The sequence below is a fragment of the Stenotrophomonas sp. 2YAF26 genome (assembly GCF_052114625.1).
Taxonomy (GTDB): Bacteria; Pseudomonadota; Gammaproteobacteria; order Xanthomonadales; family Xanthomonadaceae; genus Stenotrophomonas; species Stenotrophomonas indicatrix.
In genome coordinates, this window is record NZ_JBFRFC010000003.1 from 264,652 (window position 1) to 289,296 (window position 24,645).

General features: G+C 65.8%; 18 protein-coding genes, 6 tRNA genes and 1 other RNA gene. 7 read left to right on the top strand and 18 right to left on the bottom strand.

Going from position 1 to position 24,645, the window contains the following annotated elements; all coding sequences use genetic code 11:
* The first annotated feature begins 18 nt into the window (after positions 1-18).
* Positions 19-111 (top strand) — tRNA-Ser (locus AB4Y98_RS05315).
* A 465-nt stretch (positions 112-576) separates the two neighbouring features.
* Here AB4Y98_RS05315 and AB4Y98_RS05320 read toward each other — a convergent pair.
* Positions 577-1,371 carry an isocitrate lyase/PEP mutase family protein gene (locus AB4Y98_RS05320; RefSeq protein WP_442243921.1) on the bottom strand — a complete coding sequence of 265 codons (795 nt, stop codon included), beginning with the start codon at positions 1,369-1,371 and terminating at the stop codon, positions 577-579.
* A 123-nt stretch (positions 1,372-1,494) separates the two neighbouring features.
* Here AB4Y98_RS05320 and AB4Y98_RS05325 point away from each other — a divergent pair, with 123 nt between their 5' ends.
* Positions 1,495-1,938: a GNAT family N-acetyltransferase gene (locus AB4Y98_RS05325; protein WP_059063229.1), complete on the top strand. Its 444-nt coding sequence runs from the start codon at positions 1,495-1,497 to the stop codon at positions 1,936-1,938.
* Between the two features lie 55 nt (positions 1,939-1,993).
* Here the strand turns inward: AB4Y98_RS05325 and AB4Y98_RS05330 are convergent, their stop codons facing one another.
* The 3 genes from AB4Y98_RS05330 to AB4Y98_RS05340 form a co-directional block, all read right to left on the bottom strand.
* A complete protein-coding gene (locus tag AB4Y98_RS05330; protein WP_442243922.1) occupies positions 1,994-11,257 on the bottom strand; it encodes an autotransporter-associated beta strand repeat-containing protein in 9,264 nt (3,087 codons plus the stop codon).
* Positions 11,258-11,422: 165 nt separating this feature from the next.
* The gene (locus AB4Y98_RS05335; RefSeq protein ID WP_170919616.1) at positions 11,423-11,599 is read right to left on the bottom strand and encodes a hypothetical protein; all 177 of its coding nucleotides are present in this window, start codon (positions 11,597-11,599) and stop codon (positions 11,423-11,425) included.
* 25 nt (positions 11,600-11,624) lie between these two features.
* The gene (locus AB4Y98_RS05340; protein WP_032977375.1) at positions 11,625-11,942 is read right to left on the bottom strand and encodes a DMT family transporter; all 318 of its coding nucleotides are present in this window, start codon (positions 11,940-11,942) and stop codon (positions 11,625-11,627) included.
* A 299-nt stretch (positions 11,943-12,241) separates the two neighbouring features.
* Here AB4Y98_RS05340 and ffs point away from each other — a divergent pair.
* Positions 12,242-12,338, top strand: an RNA gene (gene ffs / locus AB4Y98_RS05345) — signal recognition particle sRNA small type.
* Positions 12,339-12,414: 76 nt separating this feature from the next.
* Here the strand turns inward: ffs and AB4Y98_RS05350 are convergent.
* From AB4Y98_RS05350 to AB4Y98_RS05360, 3 genes are read right to left on the bottom strand one after another with little or no spacing between them, the layout of a single operon-like run.
* Entirely contained in the window at positions 12,415-12,804 is a 390-nt protein-coding gene (locus AB4Y98_RS05350; protein ID WP_363730124.1) for a nuclear transport factor 2 family protein, read from the bottom strand.
* Positions 12,801-13,568: an MBL fold metallo-hydrolase gene (locus tag AB4Y98_RS05355; RefSeq protein WP_312786190.1), complete on the bottom strand. Its 768-nt coding sequence runs from the start codon at positions 13,566-13,568 to the stop codon at positions 12,801-12,803. Before AB4Y98_RS05355 ends, AB4Y98_RS05350 begins: the two co-directional genes overlap by 4 nt.
* A complete protein-coding gene (locus tag AB4Y98_RS05360) occupies positions 13,568-14,317 on the bottom strand; it encodes a 3-deoxy-D-manno-octulosonic acid kinase (protein ID WP_025878162.1) in 750 nt (249 codons plus the stop codon). Before AB4Y98_RS05360 ends, AB4Y98_RS05355 begins: the two co-directional genes overlap by 1 nt.
* 20 nt (positions 14,318-14,337) lie before the next feature.
* Here AB4Y98_RS05360 and AB4Y98_RS05365 point away from each other — a divergent pair, with 20 nt between their 5' ends.
* The gene (locus AB4Y98_RS05365; RefSeq protein WP_312786189.1) at positions 14,338-15,384 is read left to right on the top strand and encodes a glycosyltransferase family 9 protein; all 1,047 of its coding nucleotides are present in this window, start codon (positions 14,338-14,340) and stop codon (positions 15,382-15,384) included.
* A 117-nt stretch (positions 15,385-15,501) separates the two neighbouring features.
* On the opposite strand, the gene AB4Y98_RS05370 is transcribed toward AB4Y98_RS05365, so the two are convergent.
* The gene (locus AB4Y98_RS05370; RefSeq protein ID WP_223494348.1) at positions 15,502-15,906 is read right to left on the bottom strand and encodes a DUF6165 family protein; all 405 of its coding nucleotides are present in this window, start codon (positions 15,904-15,906) and stop codon (positions 15,502-15,504) included.
* Positions 15,907-16,299: 393 nt separating this feature from the next.
* A tRNA-Ser gene (locus AB4Y98_RS05375) sits at positions 16,300-16,390 on the bottom strand.
* A gap of 169 nt (positions 16,391-16,559) precedes the next feature.
* On the opposite strand from AB4Y98_RS05375, the gene AB4Y98_RS05380 reads away from it, so the two are divergent.
* Complete coding sequence (locus tag AB4Y98_RS05380; protein ID WP_442243923.1) at positions 16,560-17,264, top strand: PP2C family protein-serine/threonine phosphatase; 705 nt, start codon at positions 16,560-16,562, stop codon at positions 17,262-17,264.
* 248 nt (positions 17,265-17,512) lie between these two features.
* On the opposite strand, the gene dnaQ is transcribed toward AB4Y98_RS05380, so the two are convergent.
* From dnaQ to AB4Y98_RS05395, 3 genes are read right to left on the bottom strand one after another with little or no spacing between them, the layout of a single operon-like run.
* On the bottom strand, positions 17,513-18,241 hold the full coding sequence (gene dnaQ / locus AB4Y98_RS05385) for a DNA polymerase III subunit epsilon (protein ID WP_025878156.1): 729 nt from the start codon (positions 18,239-18,241) through the stop codon (positions 17,513-17,515).
* A gap of 4 nt (positions 18,242-18,245) precedes the next feature.
* Positions 18,246-18,698, bottom strand: a complete 453-nt coding sequence (rnhA, locus tag AB4Y98_RS05390; RefSeq protein ID WP_025878155.1) for a ribonuclease HI — start codon at positions 18,696-18,698, stop codon at positions 18,246-18,248.
* 12 nt (positions 18,699-18,710) lie between these two features.
* Positions 18,711-19,355: a hypothetical protein gene (locus AB4Y98_RS05395; RefSeq protein WP_312109355.1), complete on the bottom strand. Its 645-nt coding sequence runs from the start codon at positions 19,353-19,355 to the stop codon at positions 18,711-18,713.
* An 11-nt stretch (positions 19,356-19,366) separates the two neighbouring features.
* On the opposite strand from AB4Y98_RS05395, the gene gloB reads away from it, so the two are divergent.
* Both gloB and AB4Y98_RS05405 read left to right on the top strand, forming a co-directional pair.
* A complete protein-coding gene (gene gloB, locus AB4Y98_RS05400; protein WP_033830463.1) occupies positions 19,367-20,131 on the top strand; it encodes a hydroxyacylglutathione hydrolase in 765 nt (254 codons plus the stop codon).
* The gene (locus tag AB4Y98_RS05405) at positions 20,128-21,330 is read left to right on the top strand and encodes a lytic transglycosylase domain-containing protein (protein WP_032977383.1); all 1,203 of its coding nucleotides are present in this window, start codon (positions 20,128-20,130) and stop codon (positions 21,328-21,330) included. The genes gloB and AB4Y98_RS05405 overlap by 4 nt, the downstream gene beginning before the upstream one ends.
* 363 nt (positions 21,331-21,693) lie before the next feature.
* On the opposite strand, the gene AB4Y98_RS05410 is transcribed toward AB4Y98_RS05405, so the two are convergent.
* The 6 genes from AB4Y98_RS05410 to AB4Y98_RS05435 all read right to left on the bottom strand — a co-directional run bounded on the left by AB4Y98_RS05410 (position 21,694) and on the right by AB4Y98_RS05435 (position 24,644).
* Positions 21,694-23,649 (bottom strand): peptidyl-prolyl cis-trans isomerase, encoded by a 1,956-nt coding sequence (locus AB4Y98_RS05410; protein WP_363730115.1) that lies wholly within the window; start codon positions 23,647-23,649, stop codon positions 21,694-21,696.
* A gap of 184 nt (positions 23,650-23,833) precedes the next feature.
* Positions 23,834-23,910: transfer RNA gene (locus AB4Y98_RS05415), tRNA-Asp, on the bottom strand.
* A gap of 107 nt (positions 23,911-24,017) precedes the next feature.
* Positions 24,018-24,094 (bottom strand) — tRNA-Asp (locus AB4Y98_RS05420).
* Between the two features lie 89 nt (positions 24,095-24,183).
* Positions 24,184-24,260 (bottom strand) — tRNA-Asp (locus AB4Y98_RS05425).
* Between the two features lie 25 nt (positions 24,261-24,285).
* Positions 24,286-24,360 (bottom strand) — tRNA-Val (locus AB4Y98_RS05430).
* An 11-nt stretch (positions 24,361-24,371) separates the two neighbouring features.
* Positions 24,372-24,644 (bottom strand): HU family DNA-binding protein, encoded by a 273-nt coding sequence (locus AB4Y98_RS05435; RefSeq protein WP_004146343.1) that lies wholly within the window; start codon positions 24,642-24,644, stop codon positions 24,372-24,374.
* Position 24,645: the final 1 nt, after the last annotated feature.

The following is a 24,645-nucleotide window of genomic DNA, read 5'->3' on the forward strand; positions in this document are numbered from 1 at the left end:
TGCCGATGGCAGGGATCCGGAGAGGTGTCCGAGTGGTTGAAGGAGCACGCCTGGAAAGTGTGTAAGCGTCTAAACCGCGCTTCGGGGGTTCGAATCCCCCTCTCTCCGCCAGACAAATGAAGAAGCCGCCCTCTGGGCGGCTTCTTCATTTGTCTGGTGGAGAGCATCGGGCGAGAGAAGCCCCGCCGGGGTTCGACGGTTCTGCAGGAGCAGAACCGGACAGCCGAAGGCTGGCCCTGCAGCGCGCAGCGCGGAAGGGCTGGGTGCAGGGATGCACCCAGCAATCCCCCTCTCTCCGCCAGATAAATAAAAAAGGCTGCCCTTCGGGTGGCCTTTTTTATTTATCTGGCTGGGGACGCGACGCGCGTTCCGCACGTCGCCCCAAACGTTGCTGCGCAACGTTCGGGCCCCTCCCTTTGCCTGCCTCTCCCCGCCCCTGCCGGGGCAGCCCCTCAACAGAGGGGCTTGTTCCTCCAGATATGGCAGTAGATCCACGCCATGCGTGGATGCCTCGGCCCGGTCGCATCGACTACCCGCCCGTGGTTGAGCCTGCCGGCACGCCCCGCTTTGTCGCCCTCACCTTTCGCTGAACAGCTGGTTCAAGGCCGCATACCCCGGCGCCCCCTCCGGCATCGCCATCGCGTCGCCGAGAAAATCCCTGGTCGCCGCAGCCATCGCCGTCCATGCGTGCATGAACAAGGCCGGGCCAGCGCTCAACCGCCGCACGCCGGCCAGCGACAGCGCAGCAAACGACGCCATCCCCGGCAACCACATCAGGTTGAGAGGCAGCGGCACGGCGCCGGCAACCGCAGCAGCCTCGTCCAGCGCGCGCAGTCCCGGCACGAAGCCGCCGTCGGCACCGGCACGTGCATAGGCCTGCAGCCGATCGATGCTCATCCTGACCGCCTCATCCTCTTCAGCCAGGCCGCGCAGATACACATCGGTGCGCGCATTGATGAACAGCGATCGTCCGCCCAGCGCCGAACGGATGGCGGTGATCTTGCCCACCAGCGTCGCAGGGCTGCCGGCACCGTCTTCGATGTTGATCCCTACCGCACCCGCCTCCACCAGGCGCAGCACCCGCTCAGCGACCGCATCGGGGACATCGCTGTAACCGTCCTCGATATCGACCGTGACCGGCAGCGAGGTCACACCAACAATTTCTGAAACCCGCTGCAGCAGCGCGGTATCCGGCAGCGCACCGCCATCGGCATAACCGCAGGACCACGCCATGGCAGCACTCGATGTTCCCACCGCGACAGCTCCCAGCTGCTGGACCAGGCGGGCGCCACCGGCATCCCATACGTTGGGCAGCACATAAAGACCAGCGCGTTGATGGAGTTGAACGAAGTTCTGGTGAACGTTGGACATGGAACCTCCTGATGACGGGGACCCGCAGTCTGCGCCCGAACCGGTTTCCGGGCTCGCCATATCCGGACATCACTGGTGCGGACCTCGCGCACAATGTGCTCGCCACCACGATGACAGTCATTCATGACACCCCGCCCCTACCGCTGCACCGACGTCACCGCCTGCCTGTCGATCTTCGACAGCAACGTGCCCACCTACTTCGCACCCGCAGAGCGGGGTGACTTCGAGCGCTTCCTGCACGAACACGCCGTGCCACGCGCCTTCCAGGTGATCGAGGTCGAGGGCCAGGTGGTGGCCTGCGGCGGCCTCTGGCACTGCGGCGATGGCAGCGCCAGCTTGTGCTGGGGCATGGTCGAACGAAGTCGCCACAGACAGGGGCTGGGACGCGCGCTGGCAGTGGCCCGCTTGCATCAGGCTGAAGCAGACCCATCGGTCCAGCGCATCACGCTCAGCACCAGCCAGCACACGCAGGGCTTCTATGCCGGCCTCGGCTTCCAGGTGGTACGCGTGGTAGCCGATGGCCACGGCGCCGGAATCGACGCCGTGGAGATGCAGCGGGTGCTGTAACCCGGCTCTCGACGGATCCACGCATGGCGTGGATCCGTCGAAGTCACGCACTGGCTCAGAACCCGACGCGCAGGTTCAACTGGCCGCCGATATCGTTGCGACCGTCGCCATGCTGGCCCTGCACGAACAGCGACAGCTGGCTGCTGCGCCCCAGGCCGACGGCCACACCGACCTGGCTGACCAGTGCGTTGCGCGCCATCACGGCACTGTAGGCATCGAACGCAGTGCCACCGACGGCGAAGCTCTGCCGACTGGCTACGTCGGTGTCACCGGACGCGTGCTGCCAGCCCAGCCCGACCGTCAGCTGTGCCGGATAGCGCTCGCCGCTGCCCACATCCCAGCGGCCGCGTACGCCGACGGTGCTGACATTGAGCGTGTCCTTGCCGCCCTCCAGTACCAGCGCCGCGCTGCCGCCCTGCTCCACCGCGCGATCGCTGTCCACCCAGTGCTTGGTGAACTGCACATACGGCTGCAGTTGCGTCCTGCCATGGGTCCAGGTCCAGCTGCCTTCGATCTGGGCGATGGTGACATCCGAATCCTGGCGGCTGTGCAGCGTCTGTGCCAGCAGCGGCACTTCACGCGTGGTGCGCGTGCGGTAATCGCCGCGCGACACACTGCCACCGACCGCAAATCCGTTGTTCCACTCGCCCTGCGCATACAGTCCATAGGTGTTGCCACGCAGGCGTGCACGCGACTGGCGATCGTACAGCCGTGTATCGAGCCGCTCGCTGCCCGCCGCGGCACCCAGCACCACATGCTCGCCAAGCTTCCAATCGACGCCAGCCATCAGTGCATTGCGGTTGGCACGGATCTCGTCACCGTTGCCATCGCCGTCCTGCTTGAACACCTTGCCGCTACCCGCCAGCCATGCCGAAGCACGCTCGCCACGCACCGTCGGCAACTCGCTGCCAAGACGCTGGCGGATGCCCTCTTCCAGGTAGTTGTCGTACAGCAGCACTGCACGGCTGGCTGCATGCACTTCACCGGAGAGCTGGTTGAACGCGTTGCGCGCGGTGGCGGTGTCGTAGGCCAGCAGCGTGTTGTACAGGCCCAGCGCCGCGCCGGTCTGCGGCAGGCTGTCCAGCGCCGATGCCACGCCCAGCTGGTTGCGGGTCTGCGCAGCCGTGACGAAGGCCGCTGTCTGCTTCACATCGATCTTCAGCTGCGCGGCATTTGCTGTGTAGACCGGGCTCAGTGAGAGGAACGCCGAGGTGGTGGTGGGCGGCACGAACTGCCCGCTGACGCCGCCGCCTGCGTTGATGATCGTGTACTGCTGGCCCTGCTGGTAGCTGGTGTTCGGGTCGATGGCATTGACCACCACCGATGCGCCACCGATGTTCGCGCTGCCGCCCACCTGCACCACGTCACTGCCGGTAGCGCCCAGGTCGACCGACAGCGTGCTGCCCGGTGCCAGGGTCAGGTTGCCACCCACGGTAATCGTGCCCGTACCATTGCCGCCACTGCTGCCATTGCCCGGGCCGTTGCCGGGCGACAGTACACCGCCGCTGCTCACCGTGACGCCGCCAGCGTTGCCGCCGATGGTGCCAGTACCCGACAACGTGGTGCCGCTGCCGATGGTCCATTGGCCACCGACGGTGCCGGTGACATTCAGGCCGCCGCCGGTGACCTGGCCGGTACCGGTGAATCCGCCACTGTTGCCGCCCAGGTTGAGCGGACCCGGGCCGGCCTGCACGATGCTGCCCGTACCACTGATGCTGCCACCCAGCGTGGTGGTGCCGCCGGTGTTGACCACCAGGCCACCGTTGTTGGTGATGTTGCCGGTGACCGCGCCGCTGGCGCCGCCGTTGCCGATCTGCACGGTACCGCCGGTGTTGATCGTGGTGCCACCGGTATAGGTGTTGTTGCCGGTAAGGACCAGCGTGCCGCTGCCGGCCTGGGTCAACCCGCCGCTGCCACTGACCACGCCACCAAGCGTGGTATTGCCGCCGACGTTGAACACCAGGCTGCCGTTGTTGCTGACGTTGCCGGTGATCGCACCCGTGGCGCCACCATTGCCCACCTGCAACGTACCGCCGGTGTTGATGGTGGTACCACCGGTATAGGTGTTGTTGCCGGTCAGGGTCAGCGTACCGGCACCGGCCTGGGTCAGCCCGCCGCTGCCGCTGACCACGCCCGCGAGCGTAGTGTTGCCACCCACGTTGAACACCAGGCTGCCGTTGTTGCCGACGTCGCCGATGATCGACCCCGTTGCACCACCATTGCCCACCTGCAGGGTGCCACCGGTATTGATGGTGGTGCCGCCGGTATAGGTATTGTTGCCGGTCAGCGTCAGCGTGCCGCTGCCTGCCTGGGTCAGGCCACCGCTGCCGTTGACGGCGCCACCGAGTGTCGTGTTGCCCGACAGGTTGACCACCAGTGCGCCGTTGTTGGTCACGTCGCCGATGATCGCACCGGTCGCGCCGCCATTGCCGATCTGCAAGGTGCTGCCACCGTTGATGGTGGTTCCACCGGTGTAGGTGTTGTTGCCGGTCAGGGTCAACGTGCCGGTGCCGGTCTGCACCAGGCCACCGCTGCCACCGATGGTGCCACCGAAGGTGGTGCTGGCATTGCTGCCGCCGGTGGTCAGGGTGGAACCGCCGAGCACCACGTTGCCGCTGGCAACACCGGCCAGGCCACCAATGGCCTGGTTGCCGGCCGCACTGATGTCCAGCGTTCCGGCGCCGGCCAGGTTCACCGTGCTGGCCGAGGACAGGCTGCCACCGGCGGCGACCGCCAGGGTGCCGCTGTTGATCGTCGTGGTGCCGGTGTAGCTGCTGGCGCCGCCCAGGGTCACCGTCGCCGCACCATCCTTGAGCAGGCTGCCACTGCCGGCGATGTCACCGTCCAGCGTCAGCGGCGTGCCCCCCAGCAGGGTCAACGTGCCGCTTGCCAGCTGCACGTTGTTGGCCAGGGTCAGCGGCACACTGCCGTCCAGCGTGGCGTCACCGCCTACGGTCAGCGTGCCGGTGCCCAGGGCACCACTGCTGCCCAGCGACAGACCACCGGCGTTGAGCGCCACTCCGCCACCGAAGGTGTTGCTGCCGGTGAGGCCGAGCACGCCGGCACCGTTCTTGACCAGGCCACCGGCGCCACTGATGTCCCCGGCAAAGGTGCTGTTGCCCGCTGCGTTGGTGGTCAGTGTGTTGCCGCCAAGGCTGATCGTGCTGCCGGCAACGCCGGACAATGTACCGATGGCCTGGTTGCCACCGCTGGAGATGTCAAAACCGGTACCGGCGTTGGCCAGGTTCACTGCGCCGGTAGCGGCCAGGCTGCCACCGGCGCCGATCGCCAGCGTGCCGGCGTTGATGGTGGTGCCGCCAGTGAAGGTGTTGGTGCCGGTCAATGTTTCGGTACCGGTGCCCTCCTTGATCAGTCCACCAGTGCCGCCGATCGAACCACTAAATACACCATTGGTGGCATCGCCGATGGTCAACGTGTTCGCGCCGAGGTTGACCGTGCCATTGCCGATCAGCGTGCCGAATACCTGCGTGCCGCTGCCGGCCGAAAGATCGAAGGTGGCACCCGTGGCCAGATTGACGATACCGCCTGCGCTGAGGCTGGCACCGGCACCGAGCGCGAGCGTGCCCGCGTTGATGTAGGTGCCGCCGGTATAGGTGTTGGTGCCGTTCAACGTGAGGGTAGCAACGCCGTCCTTGGTCAAGCTGCCGGCCCCCGACAGATTGCCGTTGAGGGTGAGATCGTTGCTGCCAAGTACGGTCAGGCCGGCGTTGAGCACCATGTTGTTGGCCAAGGTCACCGCACCGCTGGAATCGAGCGTGGAAGCGCCCCCAACGGTCAACGTGCCGGTTCCCAGCGCAGCGTTGTTGCCCACCACCAGGCCACCCGCATTGAGGGTGACGCCGCCACCGAACGTGCTGGCACCGTTGAGGGTCTGCACGCCGCTGCCATTCTTGACCAGCCCACCGCTGCCGGTCAGGGCACCGTTGAAGGTCGCGTCGGTGGTACCTCCCAGCGTCAGGCTGCTGCCCCCCAACGACACCGTGCTGCCGGCCACGCCCGCCAGCGAACCGATGCTCTGGTTGCCGCCGGCGGAGATGTCGAAGGTGCCGGTACCGGCCAGGTTCACCGCGCCGGTCGGCGACAGGCTGCCGCCCGCGCCGATCGCCAGCGTTCCGCTGTTGATGACGGTGCCACCGGTGAAGGTGTTGCCGCCGGTCAGGGTGACCGTTGCCGCGCCATTCTTGATCAGGCCACCGTCGCCGGAGATCGCTCCGCCCAGCGTCAGTGCATTACTGCCGAGCAGGTTGAGCGTAGCGCCTGCCAGCAGGCCAATGTCGTTGCCGAGGTTCGCGGCGATGCTGCTGTCCAGCGACGCGTTGGCGCCCACGGTCAGCGCGCCGGTACCCAGCGCACCATTGTTGCCGACCACCAGGCCACCGCCATTGAGTGCCACGCCGCCACCGAAGGTGTTGGCACCGCCCAGCGTCTGGATACCGGTGCCGTTCTTGACCAGCCCACCGGTACCACCGATCACGCCATCGAAGGTGCCGTTGTCGGTGCCGCCGAAGGTCAGCGTATTGCCACCCAGTGCCACCGTGCTGCCGGCGACGCCGTTGAGCGCGCCGATCGCCTGGTTGCCCGCGGCCGAGATGTCGAAGCCGGTGCCCGGCGCGGAAAGCGTCACCGCGCCTGTTGCCGCCAGGCTGCCGCCGGCACCGATCGCCAGCGTGCCCGCATTGATCAGCGTACCGCCGGTGAAGGTGTTGGCGCCGGTCAGTGTTTCAGTGCCGGTGCCCTCCTTGATCAGGCCACCGGTACCAGCGATGGAGCCGCTGAAGACACCGTTGGTCGGTCCGCCGACAGTGATCGAATTCGCGCCAAGGTTGACCGTACCATTGCCGGTCAGGGTGCCGAAGGTCTGGGTACCGCTGCCCGCAGAGAGATCCAGCGTAGCGCCGGTGGCCAGGTTGACGATGCCGCTGGCGGCCAGGCTTGCACCTGCCCCCAGTGCCAGCGTGCCGGCATTGACGTTGGTGCCGCCGGTATAGGTGTTCACCCCATTGAGGGTGAGCGTGGCAGCACCGTTCTTGGTCAGGCCACCAGCGCCGGAGATCACCCCGTTGAGCGTCAGCGCGTTGCTGCCCAGCACCGTCAAGCCGGCGTTGAGTGTGATGTTGTTGACCAGCGTCGCTGCCAGGCTGGTGTCGAGCGTTGCCGCACCACCCACGGTCAGCGCACCGCTGCCCAGCGCCGCGTCATTGCCGAGCACCAGGCCACCGGCATTGAGGCTGACGCCGCCGCCGAAGGTGTTGGCACCGGACAAGGTCTGCACACCTGCGCCCACCTTGACCAGACCACCGCCTCCGCTGATCACGCCGTCGAACACCGCATTGCTGGCGGTGCCGAAGGTCAGTGAATTTCCACCCAGCGCGACCGTCGTACCGAGCACGCCATTCAGCGCACCGATGGTCTGGCTGCCGGTTGCCGCCGATATGTCAAAGCCCGCGCCGGCACCACCGAGGGTGACGTCACCACCGACAGCCAGGCTGCCGCCGGCGCCAAGCGCCAGGGTTCCAGCATTGATCGTGGTACCGCCGACGTAGGTGTTCGCATTGGTCAGGGTCAGCGACGCCGCACCGTTCTTGACCAGTGCACCATTGCCGGCCACCACACCGCCAAGCGTCAGCGCATTGCTGCCCTGCAGGGCAAGCGTGGTACCCGAAGCCAGGTTGATCGCGTTGCCCACGGTGTAGGCTGCTGCAGTATCCAGCGTTGCATTGCCGCCGACGTTGAGCGCGCCCGTTCCCAGAGCGCCGGCATTGCCCAGCTGCAGGTTGCCACCGTTCAACGCCAGGCCGCCACTGAAGCCGTTGGCGTTGCCAAGGGTCAAGGTACCGGCGCCGTTCTTGACCAGACCGCCGGTACCGGACACCACGCCACCGAGCGTGAGTGCGTTGCTGCCGATCAGCGTCAGGGCCGAGCCTGCGCCAAGGTTGACTGCGTTGGTCAGATCAAGCGCAACGCTGCCATCCAGGCTGGCGTTCGCAGCAACGTTCAGCGCGCCGGTTCCAAGCGCTCCACTGTTGCCCAGGACCAGGCCGCCGCCCGCCAGGCTCAGGCCGCCACCGAAGGTATTGGCACCATTGAGCGTCAACACCGTGGCGCCGCTCTTCACCAGGCTGCCGTTGCCGGACACCACGCCGCCCAGCGTGATGTTCTGGCTGCCGGGCAGCGTAAGAATCGCACCGGTAGCCAATGCAACATTGTTGGTCAGGTTCAGCGCAGCCGATCCGTCCAGCGACACGTTGCCGCCGATGTTCAGCGCTCCGGTGCCGGCCGCTGCACTACCGCCCAGTACGACGCTGCCAGCATTGAGATTCAGACCTCCGCTGAAACCATTGGTGCCGTTCAAGGTCAGCAGCGAGGTGCCGTTCTTGGTGAGGCTGCCGACGCCGGAGATGTCGCCGGTCAGGGTGATGTTGTTGCTGCCCCCCAACGTCAACGCCGCGCCGAGGTTGACGACGTTGCCCAAGTTGAGCGCGGTAGTGCCGTCCAGCGTCGCGGCACCGTTGATGCTCAGCGCACCGGTTCCCAGCGCACCGCTGTTGCCCAGCAGCAGACCGCCGGCATTGAGCGCGACGCCGCCGGTAAAGGTGTTTGCGCCGGTCAATGTCTGTACGCCACTGCCGTTCTTTACCAGGCCTCCGCCGACGCCACTGATCACACCGGCAAAGGTCTGGTTGGTCGCGCTGCCAAAGGCAAGCGTGTTCGCGCCCAGAGCCACGGTGGTACCTGCCACGCCGGACAGTGCACCGATGGTCTGATTGCCCCCCAGGGAAAGATCCAGCGCCGCCCCAGCGCCCGACAGGTTTACAGCGCCGGTCGCGGCCAGGCTGCCGCCACTGCCCAGCGCCACCGTACCGGCAGCAACGTTCAGGCCGCCGTTGAAGGTATTGGCGCCGGTCAGCGTCAGGGTCGAAGCGCCGCTCTTTATCAGGCCGCCATTGCCACCCAGGACGCCGCCCAGCGTCAGCGGCTGGCCGCCCAGCACGTTGAGCGAACCACCCGCGGCAAGGTTGATGTTGTTGGTCAGGTTCAACGCCGCGCTTGCATCCAGCGTGGCGGCATTGTTGATGTCCAACAGGCCGGTACCCAGTGCCGTGTTGCTGCCCAGCAGCAGGTTGCCGCCATTGACGACCACACCGCCGCCGAATGTGTTGGCGCCGTTCAACGTGAGCAGCGATGCGCCGTTCTTGCCCAGGTTGCCGACGCCGGAGATCACCCCGTTCAACACCACGGGCTGGCCGCCCTGCAGCGCGAGCGAGCCGCCGGCGCCGAGCACGATGTCGTTGGCCAGGGTGAGCGCTGCGGTGGTGCCATCCAGCGTGACCTCGCCGCCCACGCTCAGCACACCCGTTCCCAATGCACCGTTGTTGCCGAGCAGCAGGCCGCCGCCGTTGAGGGCAAAACCACCGGTCAAGCTGTTGCTGCCGGACAGTGTCTGCACTCCGGTACCGACCTTGACCAGGCCACCGGTAGTGCCAGTGAAGTTGCCGGCGAAGGAGGTATTGCCGAGACCGCCTAGAGTAAGTGTGCGAGTGCCAAGGCTGACCGTTCCACCAAGCCCGGACAGCGAGCCGACGGTCTGGTTGGCTGCGGCAGTGAGGTCCAGCGACGTGCCTGCCGTGAGCGAGATCGCAGCGGTCGGTGACAGGCTGCCGCCTGCACCGAGCGCCAACGCGCCGCCCGCGATCGAGACACTGCCGGTAAGCGTGTTTGTACCACCCAGAGTGAGCGTGCCGGCGCCGTTCTTCACCAGGTTGCCTGCACCGGAAAGCGAGCCATTGAGGGTGACCGCATTACTGCCGAGCAGATTGAGGTTGCCACCACCGTTGACGACGATGTTGTTGGCCAGGTTGAAGGCCCCGCTGGTATCCAGCGATGCGTTGCCTCCCACGGTCAGCGCACCGCTGCCCAGCGCACCTGCGTTGCCCAGCAGCAATCCGCCAGCATTGAGGTTGACGCCACCACCGAACAGGTTCGCGCCGCCCAGCGTGACCACACCGGTGTTGGTCACGGTCAGGCCGCCAGCACCGGACAGCACACCACTCAAGCTGAAGGGGTTGGTGCCGCCCAACGTCAGTCTGCCAGTGTTGAGCGCAAAGGAATTTGCAAGCGTGAGCCCGCCCGCCGATGCCGCGATGGCGCCGCCGTTGACGTTGAAGGTACCGGTACCGAATGACGCCGCGTTGTTGAAGTTGACCAAGCCATCGTTGATCGTGGCACTGGTTCCGGTCCAGGCACCTTGCAGATTCCAGGTACCACTGTTGACGGTCAGGTTCTCGAATCCAGTGTAATTGCCCCAAACGAGGTTGGTCACCGTCCCGCCGGTACCCGCGCCCGGGCCCGAAGCGCTGTTCTGCAGCAGCAGGCGATCGCTGGCACCGGTACCGCCATCGACAATGCCGGCAGCGGCCAGATTCACGCCTACGGTGCCCAAAACGCCCGCAATGCCCGTTGCCAGCACGCCGCGGTTGACGCTTGAACCGGACACGGCGGTGAACGTGTTTCCCGTCGTCGTGGAGTTGCCCAGGTGCACGCTGCCGGTGATGCTGCCGGCGTTGATCACATGGTTGCCCGCTGTTGATCCGCCCAGACCTATGCGGCCGGTGATGCTGCCGCTGTTGGTGAGGTTGGTCTGCGCACCGCCGTAGCTGACGATGGCAGCGGCGTCGGCAGTGGTGAACAGCCCCGCCCCGAGGATGGACATGTCCACGGTGCCGTCATTGGTGATGTTGGTGACACCACCGGCAGCGTTCTGCGTGACCAGTGCCTGTCCACCAAACCCAAGAATCGAACCGATGTTGACCAGGCCCTTGATGCTGCCGCCCGCCTGGTTGTTGACGTTGATGGTATTGCCACCGGCAGTGTTGTTGCCCAGCACCATGCCTGCCGCCGCAAGGCTCAAGCCGCCGTTGATGGTGGGATCGATCGTGCCCTGGTTGTTCACCGTAATGCCGTTGCCGGACAGCGTCACCGCAGTGCCCCCCAACACCGGCGGCACGCTCAGCACCGCGCCGGTGGCGATGTTCAGGGTCACGCCATTGGCGGTACTGGAAAGAGTGTTCTGGTCCGTCGCGCCATCGCAGGTAATCACCGCACCGGCCGTGGTGCATGCCGCAAACGCCGACCCACTGGCCAAAGTAGCGGTCAATGCCAGCGCCAGCCGATGCGCCTTCAGGCCCGGCAGATGTCGTCCTGCCGATTTACCGCCTCCCGTCGGATTCTGGGTGATTTCCGAGGCCACCTGCATCACACCAAGGGCACGATTGAAAACCAGACGGTAAATGCGGTTCATCGGTAAATCTCCATGAAATGACCGGTGGCACAGCAGGCAGGTTTTTTTGAGGTGATGTCGTCCCGCCCTGCTCCACCCGGGAACAAGACCTGCGGTATCAACCTTGGAAAACAGTCACACTTTCACGTGCAAGCGCTGCAGGAACTGCGCGCCCCTGCATGTCCGTCAGCGCGAAAACTCCCCGGTTTCGCTCGACGAATGGGCGCACTGTGCGGCCGTCACCGCCAGCACCACGTGAATCCGGCACGTTATTTTCATGATGGCCGTCAAATAATCACGGCAGTCGTCACGACTTTGCCGAAAATGCATATTCTCTTGTTTCTGCAGAACGGGAATATCCATATTCCCGTCGCGCTCGCAACCGGACTCAGCTGCTGGAGAGTTTCATCAGCACCAGGCCGGCGACGATGAGTACCGCCGCGCCAATCCGCATCGGGCTGACCTGCTCGCCCAGGAACACGATGCCGACCACGAAGGCACCGACCGCGCCGATACCGGTCCAGATCGTATAGGCGGTGCCCAGCGGCAGGCTGCGCATGGCGACGGCCAGCAGCCAGAAGCTGGCGATCATGCCGACGATGGTGATGACGGTGGGGGTGAGTTTGGTGAAGCCTTCAGACTGCTTCATCGACACCGCCCAGACGATTTCCAGCAAGCCGGCAAACAACAGATAGATCCAGGCCATGACAGCCCTCCTTTGGTAGGGCCAGGCCGTCCTGGTCATTGAATCCCGATGTGGGGGAGGTCGTTCCTCCTGCGGCCGGATTCTAGCAACGGCAACCGCCCCGGGCAGATGACGTGGCCAACGGGTTACATCGGATTCAGCGCGTGAAGCTGGCGTCAGCACCCATGCCTGCGCTAGAATGCGCGTCTGCCATCGGTCAGCTGATGCGCAGTCCGGCTGTGGTCTCTGGCGCACGACGCGCTGCTTCCCCTGATCCGTGAATCGGCCGCCTCCGGGCGGCCAACGTCTCTATGGTGGCCCCGTCGGCCCCTCGCGACGCTAGGTCGAAAACTCCGCCAGGGCCGGAAGGCAGCAACGGTATCGATCGACGCGGGCGCCGAGGTCAGCCGGCGGGGCCACCGCCTTTTCGGCGAAGCCCCGCTCCAGTAGATGCCAACTTTGCTTGGCGCCCTTCGCCGGGAATGCACCGGCGCTACCGCGCCTCCGGCGTACCCTGATGGAACACCACCCGCCAGCCCGTTGAATGCTGACGCCACAGCGAGCTGCGCAGCACCCAGCCCTGCGGTTGGTCATCGACGTGATAGCGACTGCGGTAACGCACCTGGGCCAGGCCCTCTGCCAGCATCCACACGGCGTACTGGTCCGACTCGATCACCACCTGCGCACGCTCCAGCGGGATCTCTTGCAGCGCGGCCTCACGGCCGTAGCACTGGCCGGAGCTGCCTATCTCCCTGAAATCCTCATCCAGCAATACCGCTAGACGCTCATGGTCTGCACGCACCTGCGGGCAATGCAGTGCGCGTTCCAGCCCCTCCAGTTCGGCGGCCAGCGCCGGTGAAGCGGCGGCGCCAGCGCTGCTCACGGCGGATCCTGCGCCAGTACGTGCGGGGCAGTCGGCGGGGCCAGCACAATGCACTGGCCCGGCTGTGCCACCCGGTGCCCGCGCGCGGCCAGGGCCTGGCCATCGGCCACGCTGGCGTAGTGGTACAGCATCATCCGTGCCTGCAGCTCGGCGCTGTACTCGCGCTCCAGGTCATCCACCCCGGTATGCGAAGGATTGCCGTGCAACCCGCAGTCGTGGGCGATCAGTTCGTTGTCACTGGCATAGCGCGCCAGCATTTCCGGAATCGGCCGGGTGTCGCCGCTCCAGGTCAGCGCGCCCTGCAGACGCAGGCCATAGGCCGTCTCCGGCCAGTGGTGCCGCACCGGGAACACCTCCAGCCGCACACCCTCATGCCAGAACGCATCGCCCACCACGATCAGCTGGAAGGCATCCCAGAAGTTGGCGCCGCCCTCGGCCAGCACGTTCGGGTAATCGCCGATGCGCTTGTGCAGCAGCGGCACCACCGTGGCCGGCACGTACAGGCGCACCTTGCCGCGCCGCTGCGCGCTGAAGAAGGTATCCACGAACAGCCGTTCGAAACCGGCCACGTGATCCAGGTGCACATGGGTAACGAACAGCGCCTGCGGCATATGCCCGTAATGGGCCTTGAAGGCAGTCAGGCCTTCGCCGCCGCAGTCGATTGTCAGCCACGGCCGGCCATCGCGCTCGATCACCGACATCGGCGATCCCAGCTCGACCGCCGACGCATTGCCGACGCCGAGGAAACGCAACGACCAGTCCATCAGGTGCCCCGGTTCCAGGCCATGTCATAGGCGCGACGCAGGCGCGCGTAGTCTTTTTCCACGTCTTCCACGCTGCGCTCACCGCGCAGCTTGATCAGCGAGCGCAGCAGGCGCTTGAGATTGCGCTCGCGCCAGGCGGTGGCCGGGATGCGGATCACCCCGCGATCGAAGTCGATCAGCCAGCCATGGCCGTTGCCATCGAACAGGATGTTGTGCGCATTGAGATCGGCATGGTCCAGGCCGGCACGGTGGAAGCGCGCGATCATCCGCCCGGTTTCCTCCCACGGCGCCCCGCGCCCGGCCACCAGTGCGCGGTCGGCCAGCGAGCGCACCCCTTCGATCCGTTCCATCAGGATCGCGGCGCGGTAGCGCAGGCCTTCACGCATGTAGAAGGCGGCAATCGGCCTGGGCACCGGCAGCTTCTTCTCGCGCAGCGCGCGCATCAGCCGGAATTCGGCAAAGCTGCGGGTCCGGTCCGCCCCCCGCCAGATGTACTGGTCGTGGCTGATCCGGGCCGCCAGCCCCCCGCGCAGGTAGTGCCGCAGCACGCTGGCGCCGAACGGCGCATCCACGAACCAGGCGCTGCCACGGCCGCCTTCACCTACCGGCCGGGCCTTGCCGGCCCAGTGCTGTGGCGAGAACAGACCGATGTCGGCTTGCCGCAGCCGCTCGCGGTCGAACAGAATGGCCCCGATGCCGCGACCCTCGCGGCATGGCGTCAGCGCTTCATTGGCGTCGAATGCGACCATTCCTTTGAGTCTAACAACACATGGCATCAGCGTCCTCCTCCTTGTGTCTTCTGCGCCTGTCCGCTCTTGGCGATGTGACCCACGTAGTGCCGCTGGTGCGCACCCTGCAGGCCGCGCGCCCGGATACGCCGATCCACTGGATCATCGACAAGGTCGGGCAGAAGCTGCTCGATGGCCTGCCGGGCGTCACCTTCCACGCCTACGACAAGAAGACCGGCATGGCCGGAGTGAAGGAGCTGCGCAAGCAGTTGCCGCCCGGGCGTTTCGAGGCCCTGCTGCAGATGCAGGTGGCGTTCCGCGCCAACGTGCTGTCCGCCTTCATTCCTGCCGAGCGCCGCATCGGTTACGACCGCAGCCGCTCCAAGGATCTGCACGGCCTCTTCATCAACGAACGCATCCCCGATCGCCCGGGCATCCATGTGCTTGATGCCATCGGCAGCTTCTGCGAGCCGCTGGGCCTGCGCCAGACCGATGTCAGCTGGGACCTGGCCGTGCCGCAGGCAGCCTATGACTGGGCCGCCGCGCAGTGGCAGGACGATGGCCGGCCGGTGCTGATGATCTCGCCCTGCTCCAGCCACGTGCGCCGCAACTGGTACGCCGACCGCTATGCCGAGGTCGCCAACCATGCCGTCACGCGCGGTTGGCGGATCGTACTGTGCGGCGGTCGCAGCGAACTGGAGCGCAGCATGGCCGACGCCATCCAGGCCCAGCTGGATGTTCCGGCGCTGGACCTGGTCGGCAAGGACACGCTCAAGCAGTTGCCGGCCTTGCTGGCCCGCGCCAACCTGGTAATGACCCCGGACTCTGGCCCGATGCACATTGCCAACGCAATGGGTACCAAGGTGCTGGGCCTGCATGCGGGCAGCAACCCGAACCGCAGCGGCCCGTATTCGGACCGCCGCTACTGCGCGGACCGCTACGACGACGCGGCGCGCAAGTATCTGGGCAAGCAGGCAGCCGACCTCAAGTGGGGCACCAAGATCGAATTCGACGATGTGATGGAGTTGATCACCGTCGAAGATGGCATCGCCGCGTTCGAGCGTTACGTGGCCGACCATCTGGGGTGAGTGGCGGGCCGGGTGGCTGAGCGCCGCCTGCTGCGTGCGGACCTGGTCCGCACCGTCCCACAACCCGGGAGATCCATCCACGCATGGCGTGGGTCTCCTGCGTCGGGCCGCCGGGGATTACGCGCGCTGCGCGTAATCCTGGTACGACTTCTCTTCCACGTACGCCGAACCCAGCGCCAGGTTGATCGCCTTCTTGATCCGTGCGCGTTCGTCGTTGCGCAGGTACACGCTGCGCGCCAGGTCGATGAACCCCTGATCGAACGCCTGCGCCTTGTCCTTCAGGCGGATGTCGTCCTCGATCTCCCACAGCTGCTCGTTGACCGCCTTCAGCTCGGCGCGCAGCTTGGCGATGTCCTTCACTGCCGCAGGGTGCGCCATCCACGTGGTTTCCAGCGCGGACAGCTCCTTGCGTACGTTGGCCAGCTTGCCTTCGTCACTGATGCGCTCGGACTTGATCTGCAGGATCGAGATCTTGTCCAGCAGCTCGCCGAATGAAACGGGGACGAGGATTTCAGCGGTCATCGTGGCGGCTCCAGCAGGTGATGACGTACATGGTAACCCGCCGCACGCGAACAGCATCCACGCATGGCGTGGATCTACTAAAGCATCCGGGGGAAGGACGGCAAAGGGAGGGGCCCGAGCGTTGCAGTGCAACGTTTGGGGCGACGCGCGAAGCGTCGTCGCATCCCCGCGCCAGATAAAAAAGCCACCGATCCGTGCAAGTTGACGCGAAGCCATCTGGAGCAGCAAGCCCCTCTGTTGAGGGGCTGCCCCGACAGGGGCGGGGAGAGGCCGGCAAAGGGAGGGGCCCGAACGTTGCATCGCAACGTTTGGGGCGACGCGCGAAGCGTCGTCGCATCCCCGCGCCAGATTAAAAAAGAAGGGCTGCCTTTCGGCAGCCCTTCTTTTTTAATCTGGCGGAGAGGGGGGGATTCGAACCCCCGAGGCGCTATAAACGCCTGCCTGATTTCGAGTCAGGTACATTCAACCGCTCTGCCACCTCTCCAGATGTTCCCCGGCGAACCGGGGACGCGCATCATACGAGGAAGCGCGGCTGACGACAAGTCATTGCGCCCAATGAAGTGAAATTTTCCTGACTGCATGGCTTGCCGGATGTCCGCTTGGCCGTGATGATGCCGTTCTCCCCGGCATTACCCCCTCGCCCAGCACCCACCATGATCGAATTCGGACATCTCACCCACCCCGGCCTGCGCCGCGAGCTCAACGAGGACACCTATTACGGTGACGGCGAGCTGGCCCTGTGGCTGGTAGCCGACGGCATGGGCGGGCACGCCTGCGGCGAAGTGGCCAGCGCACTGGCGCGCGAGACCATCGTGCGTGAGATCCGCCGTGGCGCGCCGTTGGCGCAGGCGATCCGCACCGCCGACGAAGAGATCATCCGCGCCTCGCGCCGGCGCAACGACAGCCTGCCGATGGGCACCACCGTGGTCGCTGCACGGGTGCAGGGCAACCGTTACGAAGTGGCCTGGGTCGGCGACAGCCGCGCCYATCTGTGGCGCGATGGCCAGCTTGCCCAGCTCAGCCAGGACCACAGCGTGGTGCAGGAACTGGTTGCGCAGGGCAACCTGACGGCCGAGCAGGCGCGCGCCCATCCCCACCGCAACGTGGTCACCCAGGCACTGGGCGTCACCGACCCGGCACACCTGAACGTGGCAACCACCAGCGGCGAACTGCGGCCGGGCATGCAGTTGCTGCTGTGCAGTGATGGCCTGACCGAGGAAGTGGATGATCGCGGCATCGCCCGCACCCTCGCCTTCGACGATGCCAGCGCCCAGGAATGCGTGGACAGCCTGGTCGCCACCGCCCTCGACGGCGGCGGCTCGGACAACATCACCGTGATCCTGGTGCGCTGCCACTGAAGCCGGCTGGAGGCAAGCCCCCTGAGTCAGGGGGCGGCCGCGAAGCGGCGGGGTATGGGTGCTGGTGAGACGGGGCCCACGATTTGCAGCGCAAATTGTGGGGCGACAGCGCGATTGCGCTGGCGCGTCATCGGACAACATCACCGTGATCCTGGTGCGCTGCCACTGATCCACGCCATCCACGCATGGCGTGGATCTACAGTAGAGCCACGCCATGCGTGGCTGCATTTCGCACCCCATTGCTGCGCCTACGCGCTCGCGGCCTCTTCCACCTTAGGGCCGTCCCACAATGCGTGGCCGGCCTTCTTGCGCAGCCGTTCCAGACGCGCCGCATGCGCTTCCTGCTCCGACGGCGTGGCCACCACGCGCGGCCGCGGCAGCAGCTTGGACGCATCGAACGCCTGCAACGCCGCAGCACCGCCGGCATCGTCATCGCCCAGCCCGAAGCCGATCTCCTCCTGACCCGAGGTCAGTGCGATGTACACATCCCCCAGGATCTGCGCATCCAGCAGACCGCCATGCAGGGCGCGGTGCGAGTTGTCCACACCCAGCCGCTTGCACAGGGCATCGAGCGAGTTGCGTTGGCCCGGGAAACGTTCGCGTGCCAGCGCCAGGGTATCGATCACCGTGCAGCGATCGGTGATCTTGCCGTACTGCTCGCCGAGCAGGGACAGCTCGTTGTCGAGGAAGCCCAGATCGAACGCCGCGTTGTGGATGATCAGCTCGGCGCCATCGATGAAGGCCAGGAACTCCTCCACGACCTGCGCGAACTCCGGCTTGTCGGCGAGGAATTCCAGGGTCAGGCCGGTGACTTCCTGCGCGCCCTGTTCGAACTCGCAGTCCGGCTTCAGGTACTGGTGATAGGTATTGCCGGTCGGGCGGCGCTTGAACAGCTCGACGCAGCCGATTTCGACGACGCGGTTGCCCTTCTTCCACTCCAGGCCGGTGGTTTCGGTATCAAGGATGATCTGACGCATGGGCTCAGTTTACCGGGCTGCCGTCGCGGATCTGGATCGCGGCGTTGCGGGCCAGGGTATCCACACGTTCATTGTCCGGGTCGCCGGAATGGCCTTTCACCCAGCGCCAGTCGATCTGGTGCCGCAGCGTGGCGGCCTGCAGGCGCTCCCACAGTTCACGGTTCTTCACCGGGTCACCGCCAGCGGTCTTCCAGTTCTTGCGGATCCAGCCCGGCAGCCACTGGGTCAGACCCTGCCGTACGTACTGCGAATCGGTGTAGAGGACGATCTCGCAGGGTTCGGTCAGCGACTCCAGGCCGGAAATGGCCGCCATCAGCTCCATCCGATTGTTGGTGGTATGGGCTTCACCACCGCTCAGTTCGCGCTCATGCCCCTTGTAGCGCAGCAGCGCGGCCCAGCCACCGGGGCCGGGATTGCCGAGGCAGGAACCGTCGGTGTGGATTTCGATGGTTTTCAATACAACTCCAGATCAGGTAGCAACGGTGCCGTGCCAGCGCACGGGCAACGGGGTCGGCCCGGGCAGGGCCAGCGTGCGTTTTTCGGCGTGGAACAGGCAGGCCGCGCGCAGGGGGGCCCAGCCGCCGCGACGGCGGCTGCCGGCACCCTGCCACATCGGCCCCAGGTAACGCATGTCCTCGCATTCCAGCCCATGGCGCCCAAGCAGCTGGCGGATCCGCTGCGGCGTGCGCACCACCAGCCCGTGCTGGCGCCAGCGGGTGCGGAACGGGCTGAACGGATTGAGGCTGGTCAGCCATAGATGGCCACCGGGCATCAACACGCGCTCGCATTCGTCCAGCAGATGGTCGGCATCACCGACGGTCACATGCTGCAGCACGATGGCGTTGACGCTCTCGTTGGGCAGCGGCAACGGCAGTGCACAGCGGGTATCGCCAGCGTACCCAGTCCCCTCGCGATGCAGGCGCAGGCCCCGACCGCCCAGCTGCGCATCAGCCAGCCAAGCGGCACTGGGCGCGATCCACAACCAGGGCCGGGTCGGCAGCAGCGACAGCTGCGGCAACAGCAGTTGTCGTTCGAGCACGCGCAAGGCCTCCGCCGGTTCGCTGTCGAACCACGGGGCCTGGCTCGCTTGACGGGTGCTCTGCAGCGCGGGCATGGTCCAATTCTATGCGACTGACTGCCCTGCCCGCATTTGCGGACAATTACATTTGGATGCTGATCGCCGACGACGGAGCTGCCGTGGTCGTCGATCCCGGCGACGCTGCGCCGGTACTGGCGCTGGCTGCCCAAGGCGTGCGCGTGGACACCATCCTGCTCACCCATCACCACGACGATCACATCGGCGGTGTACCGGCGCTGCAGGCGCGTTTCCCCGGCGTGCGCGTGGTCGCACCGGTCGACGAGCGCATCCCGATGGCCACCGAGCGGGTCGGTGAAGGTGAACGTGTTCAGGCACTGGGCCGGATGTTCCACGTACTATCCGTCCCCGGGCACACCCGCAGCCACATCGCGTTTCACACCGCTGAACAGCTTTTCAGCGGAGATTCGTTGTTCAGCCTGGGCTGTGGACGCCTGTTCGAAGGTACGCCGTCCCAGTTGCTGGCATCGATGCGCAAGCTGGGTGCCCTGCCCGCGCAACTGCTGCTGTGTTGCGCTCACGAGTACACCGTGTCAAATGCCGTCTTCGCGCGGCATGTCGACCCCGCCAACGCTGCCTTGTTGCAGCGCCAAGAGGAGGCTTTGGCCATGCGCCGCGATGACCGTTCCACCCTGCCAGTATCCCTGGCCGATGAAATTGCCTGCAATCCGTTCCTGCGTACCCACACGGCGCCCATCCGCGCGGCCGTGTCGGCGCACCTGGGGCGCGAAGTCGTGGACGACGTCGACGTCATGGCCGGTCTCCGGCACTGGAAAGACGGCTTCCGCGCATGAGTCGCCGAAGTCTGCCGCTGGCCCTGGGTCTCGTCCTGGGGTTGGCCGGAACTGCCGGCGCACAATCGCTGGGCGCCGGCATCAGCCAGAACCTGACCGCCGCCTCCGCCCTGCCGCTGGATCCGTCAACGCTGCCGGCCGCATCGGTACGTAACGGCCAGGAGATCTTCTCCAGCTTCCGCGACGGCCTTGCAGAACCCACCTGTGACGCCGAAGCCACCAGCCCACGCTGGCAGAAGCAGTTCGCCCATGCGCCTTCGCGGTTGGCCAACCAGGATGACGACGCGCTGGTGCTGTTCGGCTATGTGGTCGAAGAGCTGCGCAAAGCCAACCTGCCCACCGAATTCGCCCTGATTCCCTTCGTCGAAAGTGGCTACCGGCCCAATGCCCGCAACGGCAGCGGCCCGACCGGCCTGTGGCAGTTCATCGCCACCACGGCACGCAACCATCGCGTACCGATGAGCAACAACTACGACGGCCGACTGTCGGCAGTGGAGTCCACCCAGGCCGCCGTGCGCTACCTGAAGACCCTGCATGGCATGTTCGGCGGTGACTGGCGCCTGGCCACGATGGCCTACAACGCCGGTGAATACCGCGTGCTGCAGTCCATGCGCAAGGCCGGCATGAATGCGCAGAACGCCAAGCCGGCCGGCCTGCCCGGGCTGTCGCCGGTCACCCATGCCTACGTCGAGAAGCTGCATGCCCTGGCCTGCGTGCTGGAAGACGTGGAAGATCAGCCTGGCGTGATGGCCTCGCTGGACCGCACCGTGCCGGTGCTGAAGGACCACACCCTGCCGGCGGGCACCAGCGTCCAGCAGTGGGCCGCTCAGCGCGCGCTGGACCCGGCGAAGATCGCCCGCCTGAATCCGGCACTGGCCGCCGGCAACCGCCCGTCGGGCACGGCCCGCGTACTGGCCCCGGTTTCGGCGTCCAACGCGGACGTTGCCGACATCGCCAGCACGGCCGTTGCCACCGCAGTGGCCAGCACCGCCAGCGCCGCGCCGAGCCCGCAGGTGGCAAAGGTGGTCGCATCGGCTGCTGATCGCCCGCGCAACCGTCGCCACACCGTGCGCAACGGCGAATCGGCGTGGACCATCGCCCGTCGCTACGGCATGCCGGTAAAGGCACTGCTGTCGCTGAACGGCTTGAGCGGCAGCAGCGTGCTGAAGCCAGGCGCGGTATTGCGCGTCGAGGATTGAGGTCGGCGCGGCGCTGACGCGCGGTTTCCGGCCAACGGCGAAGCCCCTCGCGGGTGGCGGCAGCAGCATTCATGAGTTGGGACGAGCGAGGTGGACCCACGGGGGACGCCGTGAACCCATCCTTGGGGGCTTGGCCGCGGCATCCATGCCGCGGACACCCCCTCGCGCCCACCCCGCCCGTCCCCTGATGGTTTCCGGTGGCACCCACGGATTGGAAGATGAAGAGCAGGAGCAGGTCGCTTCGCTTCTGGTAGCGGCCGACCTTGGTCGGCGCTCATCGCGCAGGTCACGGATCGATCAGGGTTGCGACAACAAAAAAGGCCCGGCAATGCCGGGCCTTTTCGTTCCTGCTCACCAGAAGGCTTACAGGTTCGCTTCGGTGGTCTGCACCAGGAAGCGCTTGCGCATCGCGTCGATGTAGGCCTTGGCAGCAGCCATGCCGTCGATCTGGCTCAGCTGGTCCTTCAGCTGCTTCTGCTGCTCGGCGGTCACTTCCTTGATGTCACCCGGATTGACCTTGTTCACCGCGAAGACCAGTGCATGGCCGTTGACGTCGATCTTGCCGTAGCTCGGCTTGCCTTCGGCAGGCAGCGGGGCGCTGAAGATCGCACGGTTGATCTCCGGGGTCGGCACCGGCTGGCTACGCGGCAGGCCCGGCATCGGGCTCAGCTGCAGCTTCTCGCTGGCAGCCAGCGACTGCAGGGTGGCGCCCGCCTTCAGCTTGGCCAACAGGGCATCGGCGGCCTTGTCACCGGCCTGGCGCTGACGGTCGGCACGGATCGCGGCGATCACCTGCTCACGCGCCTTGTCCAGCGGCAGCGCCTGCTCCGGGGTATGCGCGGCAACGCGGATCACCACGCTGTGGTTGCTGCTGCCGCCCAGGGCGATCGGATCGCTGGCGGTACCGTCCTGCACTAGGACGTCGGAGAAGGCGGCACGCAGCACGGCCGGATCAGCGGCAATGCCGGTAGCGGTCGTGCGCGTGATCGGGCCCAGCGTCTGCATCGACAGGCCGACATCCTTGGCGGCTGCAGCCAGGTCGCTCGGGCTTTTGTTGATGGCATCGACCAGGCGGCCTGCCAGATCGTTGAAGCCGCGCTCGCCGTCGGCCTTCAGCTGCTCGGCAGCCAAGGTGTCGCGTACTTCTTCAAACGACTTGCCCTCGCCGCCACGAACCGCAGCGACCTTGATGATGTGGTAGCCGAAGTCGGTCTTGACCGGGCCGATCACCTCACCCGCCTTGGCGCCAAACAGCGCGTCTTCAAACGGCTTGACCATCGCGCCACGTTCCACCCAGCCCAGGTCACCGCCCTGCGCCTTGGAACCGGGATCTTCCGAGTTCGCCTTGGCCAGCGCGGCAAAATCTGCACCTGCCGCCTTTGCTTCGACAGCCAGCTTGGCGGCCTTGGCTTCAGCACCATCGCCGGTGATCAGGATGTGCGCCGCCTGACGCTGTTCCGGCGTGGTGAACTTGGCCTTCTCGTCGTCGTAGCGCTTGCGCAGGGTTGCCTCGTCGGCCGCGGTCGGCGCCGGCAGGTTGGCACCATTGAGCTCGACATATTCCAGCGATACCGACTCGGCCTGGCGGAAATCCTTGCCATGGCTGTCGTACCACTGCTTGATCTGCGCATCGGTCACCGGCGCGGTATCAGCCGGAACTTCCGGCAGCGCGGCCAGTTCCACATCGCGGGTCTCGCCCAGCAGCTTCAACAGACGCTCGGTCTCAGCCTGGGTGACAAAGCCGGAATTCTGCAGGCCCGACGGGATCACCGACTGCTGCAGGCTCTCACGCACCAGTTCCTGGAACTGGGTCGGAGTGCGCGGCGGATTGCCACCGGCCAGGGCCAGGCGGTAATTGCTCTCGCTGAACTTGCCGTCGGCGCCCAGGAAGCCCGGGATGGTGGTGATGTATTCGCGCACAGCGCCGTCGCCAATCACGACACCGGCCTGCTCACCGACCAGGCGCACGACCTGCTCGTCGATCAACTGGTCGAGTACGGCCAGCTTGTTCTCGGTGCTTTCGAACGCGCGCGGGTCGAAGTTCTCGCCCTGCTGCTGGCGTTCGCGCATGCGTTCCTGTTCGAAACGGGTGCGGAAGTCCTGTGCGCTGATCTCATGGTGCTGCCACATCATGCGCACCGGCCACCAGGACGGTGCCGAGCGCCACCAGGTCGGCGGTGCCGAAACCTTGGCTACGTTCTGTGCGCCGACGCCACCGAGGTAGCTGTTGTCGATGACGAACAGGAACGGAATCATCAGCAGCCCCAGGATCACGGTGACGATCCAGCCTGAGGTCTTGTCGCGGAGTTTCTGCAGCATGGTGAGGAATCACAAGGCTTGATTGGCGAGCCCGGCAGTGTAACCCGCTTCGCGGCGTGGACCAAAAGCAGTGCCGGTGGGGCCTGGCGCCACCCTGCCCCGGCAATCGACACGATCGCGTGCATCAAAAGATGAAAACGACACAAAGAAAAAGCCCCCGACTTGCGTCGAGGGCTCTTAGAGTTGGCGGAGCGGACGGGACTCGAACCCGCGACCTCCGGCGTGACAGGCCAGCATTCTAACCAGCTGAACTACCGCTCCGCGCTTGAAACTTTGCAGGCGCTCAGTATATCCGAAGACTTCCTGAAAACCTACCCCGCTGAACACTTTTTTCAAAGTTTTTTCACGAGGATTTAAGAGTTTTGCAATGGCGGAGCGGACGGGACTCGAACCCGCGACCTCCGGCGTGACAGGCCAGCATTCTAACCAGCTGAACTACCGCTCCGTATTGCAGACCTCTTTGTTTTCTCTGCAACCGGGTGGTTGGAGAGAAAACAAGGCCCCCAGCTTTTCGGCCGGGGGCCTCGTTGAAAATGGCGGAGCGGACGGGACTCGAACCCGCGACCTCCGGCGTGACAGGCCAGCATTCTAACCAGCTGAACTACCGCTCCACATTTCAAACTTACCGCGGTGCTGTGGTGGGTGCTGAGGGTTTCGAACCCCCGACCCTCTCCGTGTAAAGGAGACGCTCTACCGCTGAGCTAAGCACCCCAGCGAGCCGCTTAGTTTACAGCATCCTTCAGGGCCTTACCAGCCTTGAACGACGGATTCTTCGAAGCAGCGATCTTGATGGTGTCGCCGGTCTTCGGGTTGCGGCCGGTGCGGGCAGCACGGTCGCGGACCTGGAAGGTACCGAAGCCAACCAGGGTGACCGCATCGCCGTCCTTCAGCGCCTTGGTGACGGCAGCAACGACGGCATCGACAGCGCGGCTGGACTCGGCCTTGGTCAGGTCGGCAGCTTCAGCAACGGCATCGATCAATTCGGTCTTGTTCATT

Excerpts from the sequence above, each read along its gene's own strand:
- AB4Y98_RS05320 (WP_442243921.1), bottom strand. The coding sequence starts at position 1,371 with ATGTCCAACGTTCACCAGAACTTCGTTCAACTCCATCAACGCGCTGGT.
- AB4Y98_RS05325 (WP_059063229.1), top strand. The coding sequence starts at position 1,495 with ATGACACCCCGCCCCTACCGCTGCACCGACGTCACCGCCTGCCTGTCG.
- AB4Y98_RS05330 (WP_442243922.1), bottom strand. The coding sequence starts at position 11,257 with ATGAACCGCATTTACCGTCTGGTTTTCAATCGTGCCCTTGGTGTGATG.
- AB4Y98_RS05335 (WP_170919616.1), bottom strand. The coding sequence starts at position 11,599 with ATGGATATTCCCGTTCTGCAGAAACAAGAGAATATGCATTTTCGGCAA.
- AB4Y98_RS05340 (WP_032977375.1), bottom strand. The coding sequence starts at position 11,942 with ATGGCCTGGATCTATCTGTTGTTTGCCGGCTTGCTGGAAATCGTCTGG.
- AB4Y98_RS05355 (WP_312786190.1), bottom strand. The coding sequence starts at position 13,568 with ATGGACTGGTCGTTGCGTTTCCTCGGCGTCGGCAATGCGTCGGCGGTC.
- AB4Y98_RS05360 (WP_025878162.1), bottom strand. The coding sequence starts at position 14,317 with ATGGTCGCATTCGACGCCAATGAAGCGCTGACGCCATGCCGCGAGGGT.
- AB4Y98_RS05365 (WP_312786189.1), top strand. The coding sequence starts at position 14,338 with ATGGCATCAGCGTCCTCCTCCTTGTGTCTTCTGCGCCTGTCCGCTCTT.
- AB4Y98_RS05370 (WP_223494348.1), bottom strand. The coding sequence starts at position 15,906 with ATGACCGCTGAAATCCTCGTCCCCGTTTCATTCGGCGAGCTGCTGGAC.
- dnaQ (WP_025878156.1), bottom strand. The coding sequence starts at position 18,241 with ATGCGTCAGATCATCCTTGATACCGAAACCACCGGCCTGGAGTGGAAG.
- AB4Y98_RS05395 (WP_312109355.1), bottom strand. The coding sequence starts at position 19,355 with ATGCCCGCGCTGCAGAGCACCCGTCAAGCGAGCCAGGCCCCGTGGTTC.
- gloB (WP_033830463.1), top strand. The coding sequence starts at position 19,367 with ATGCGACTGACTGCCCTGCCCGCATTTGCGGACAATTACATTTGGATG.
- AB4Y98_RS05405 (WP_032977383.1), top strand. The coding sequence starts at position 20,128 with ATGAGTCGCCGAAGTCTGCCGCTGGCCCTGGGTCTCGTCCTGGGGTTG.
- AB4Y98_RS05410 (WP_363730115.1), bottom strand. The coding sequence starts at position 23,649 with ATGCTGCAGAAACTCCGCGACAAGACCTCAGGCTGGATCGTCACCGTG.
- AB4Y98_RS05435 (WP_004146343.1), bottom strand. The coding sequence starts at position 24,644 with ATGAACAAGACCGAATTGATCGATGCCGTTGCTGAAGCTGCCGACCTG.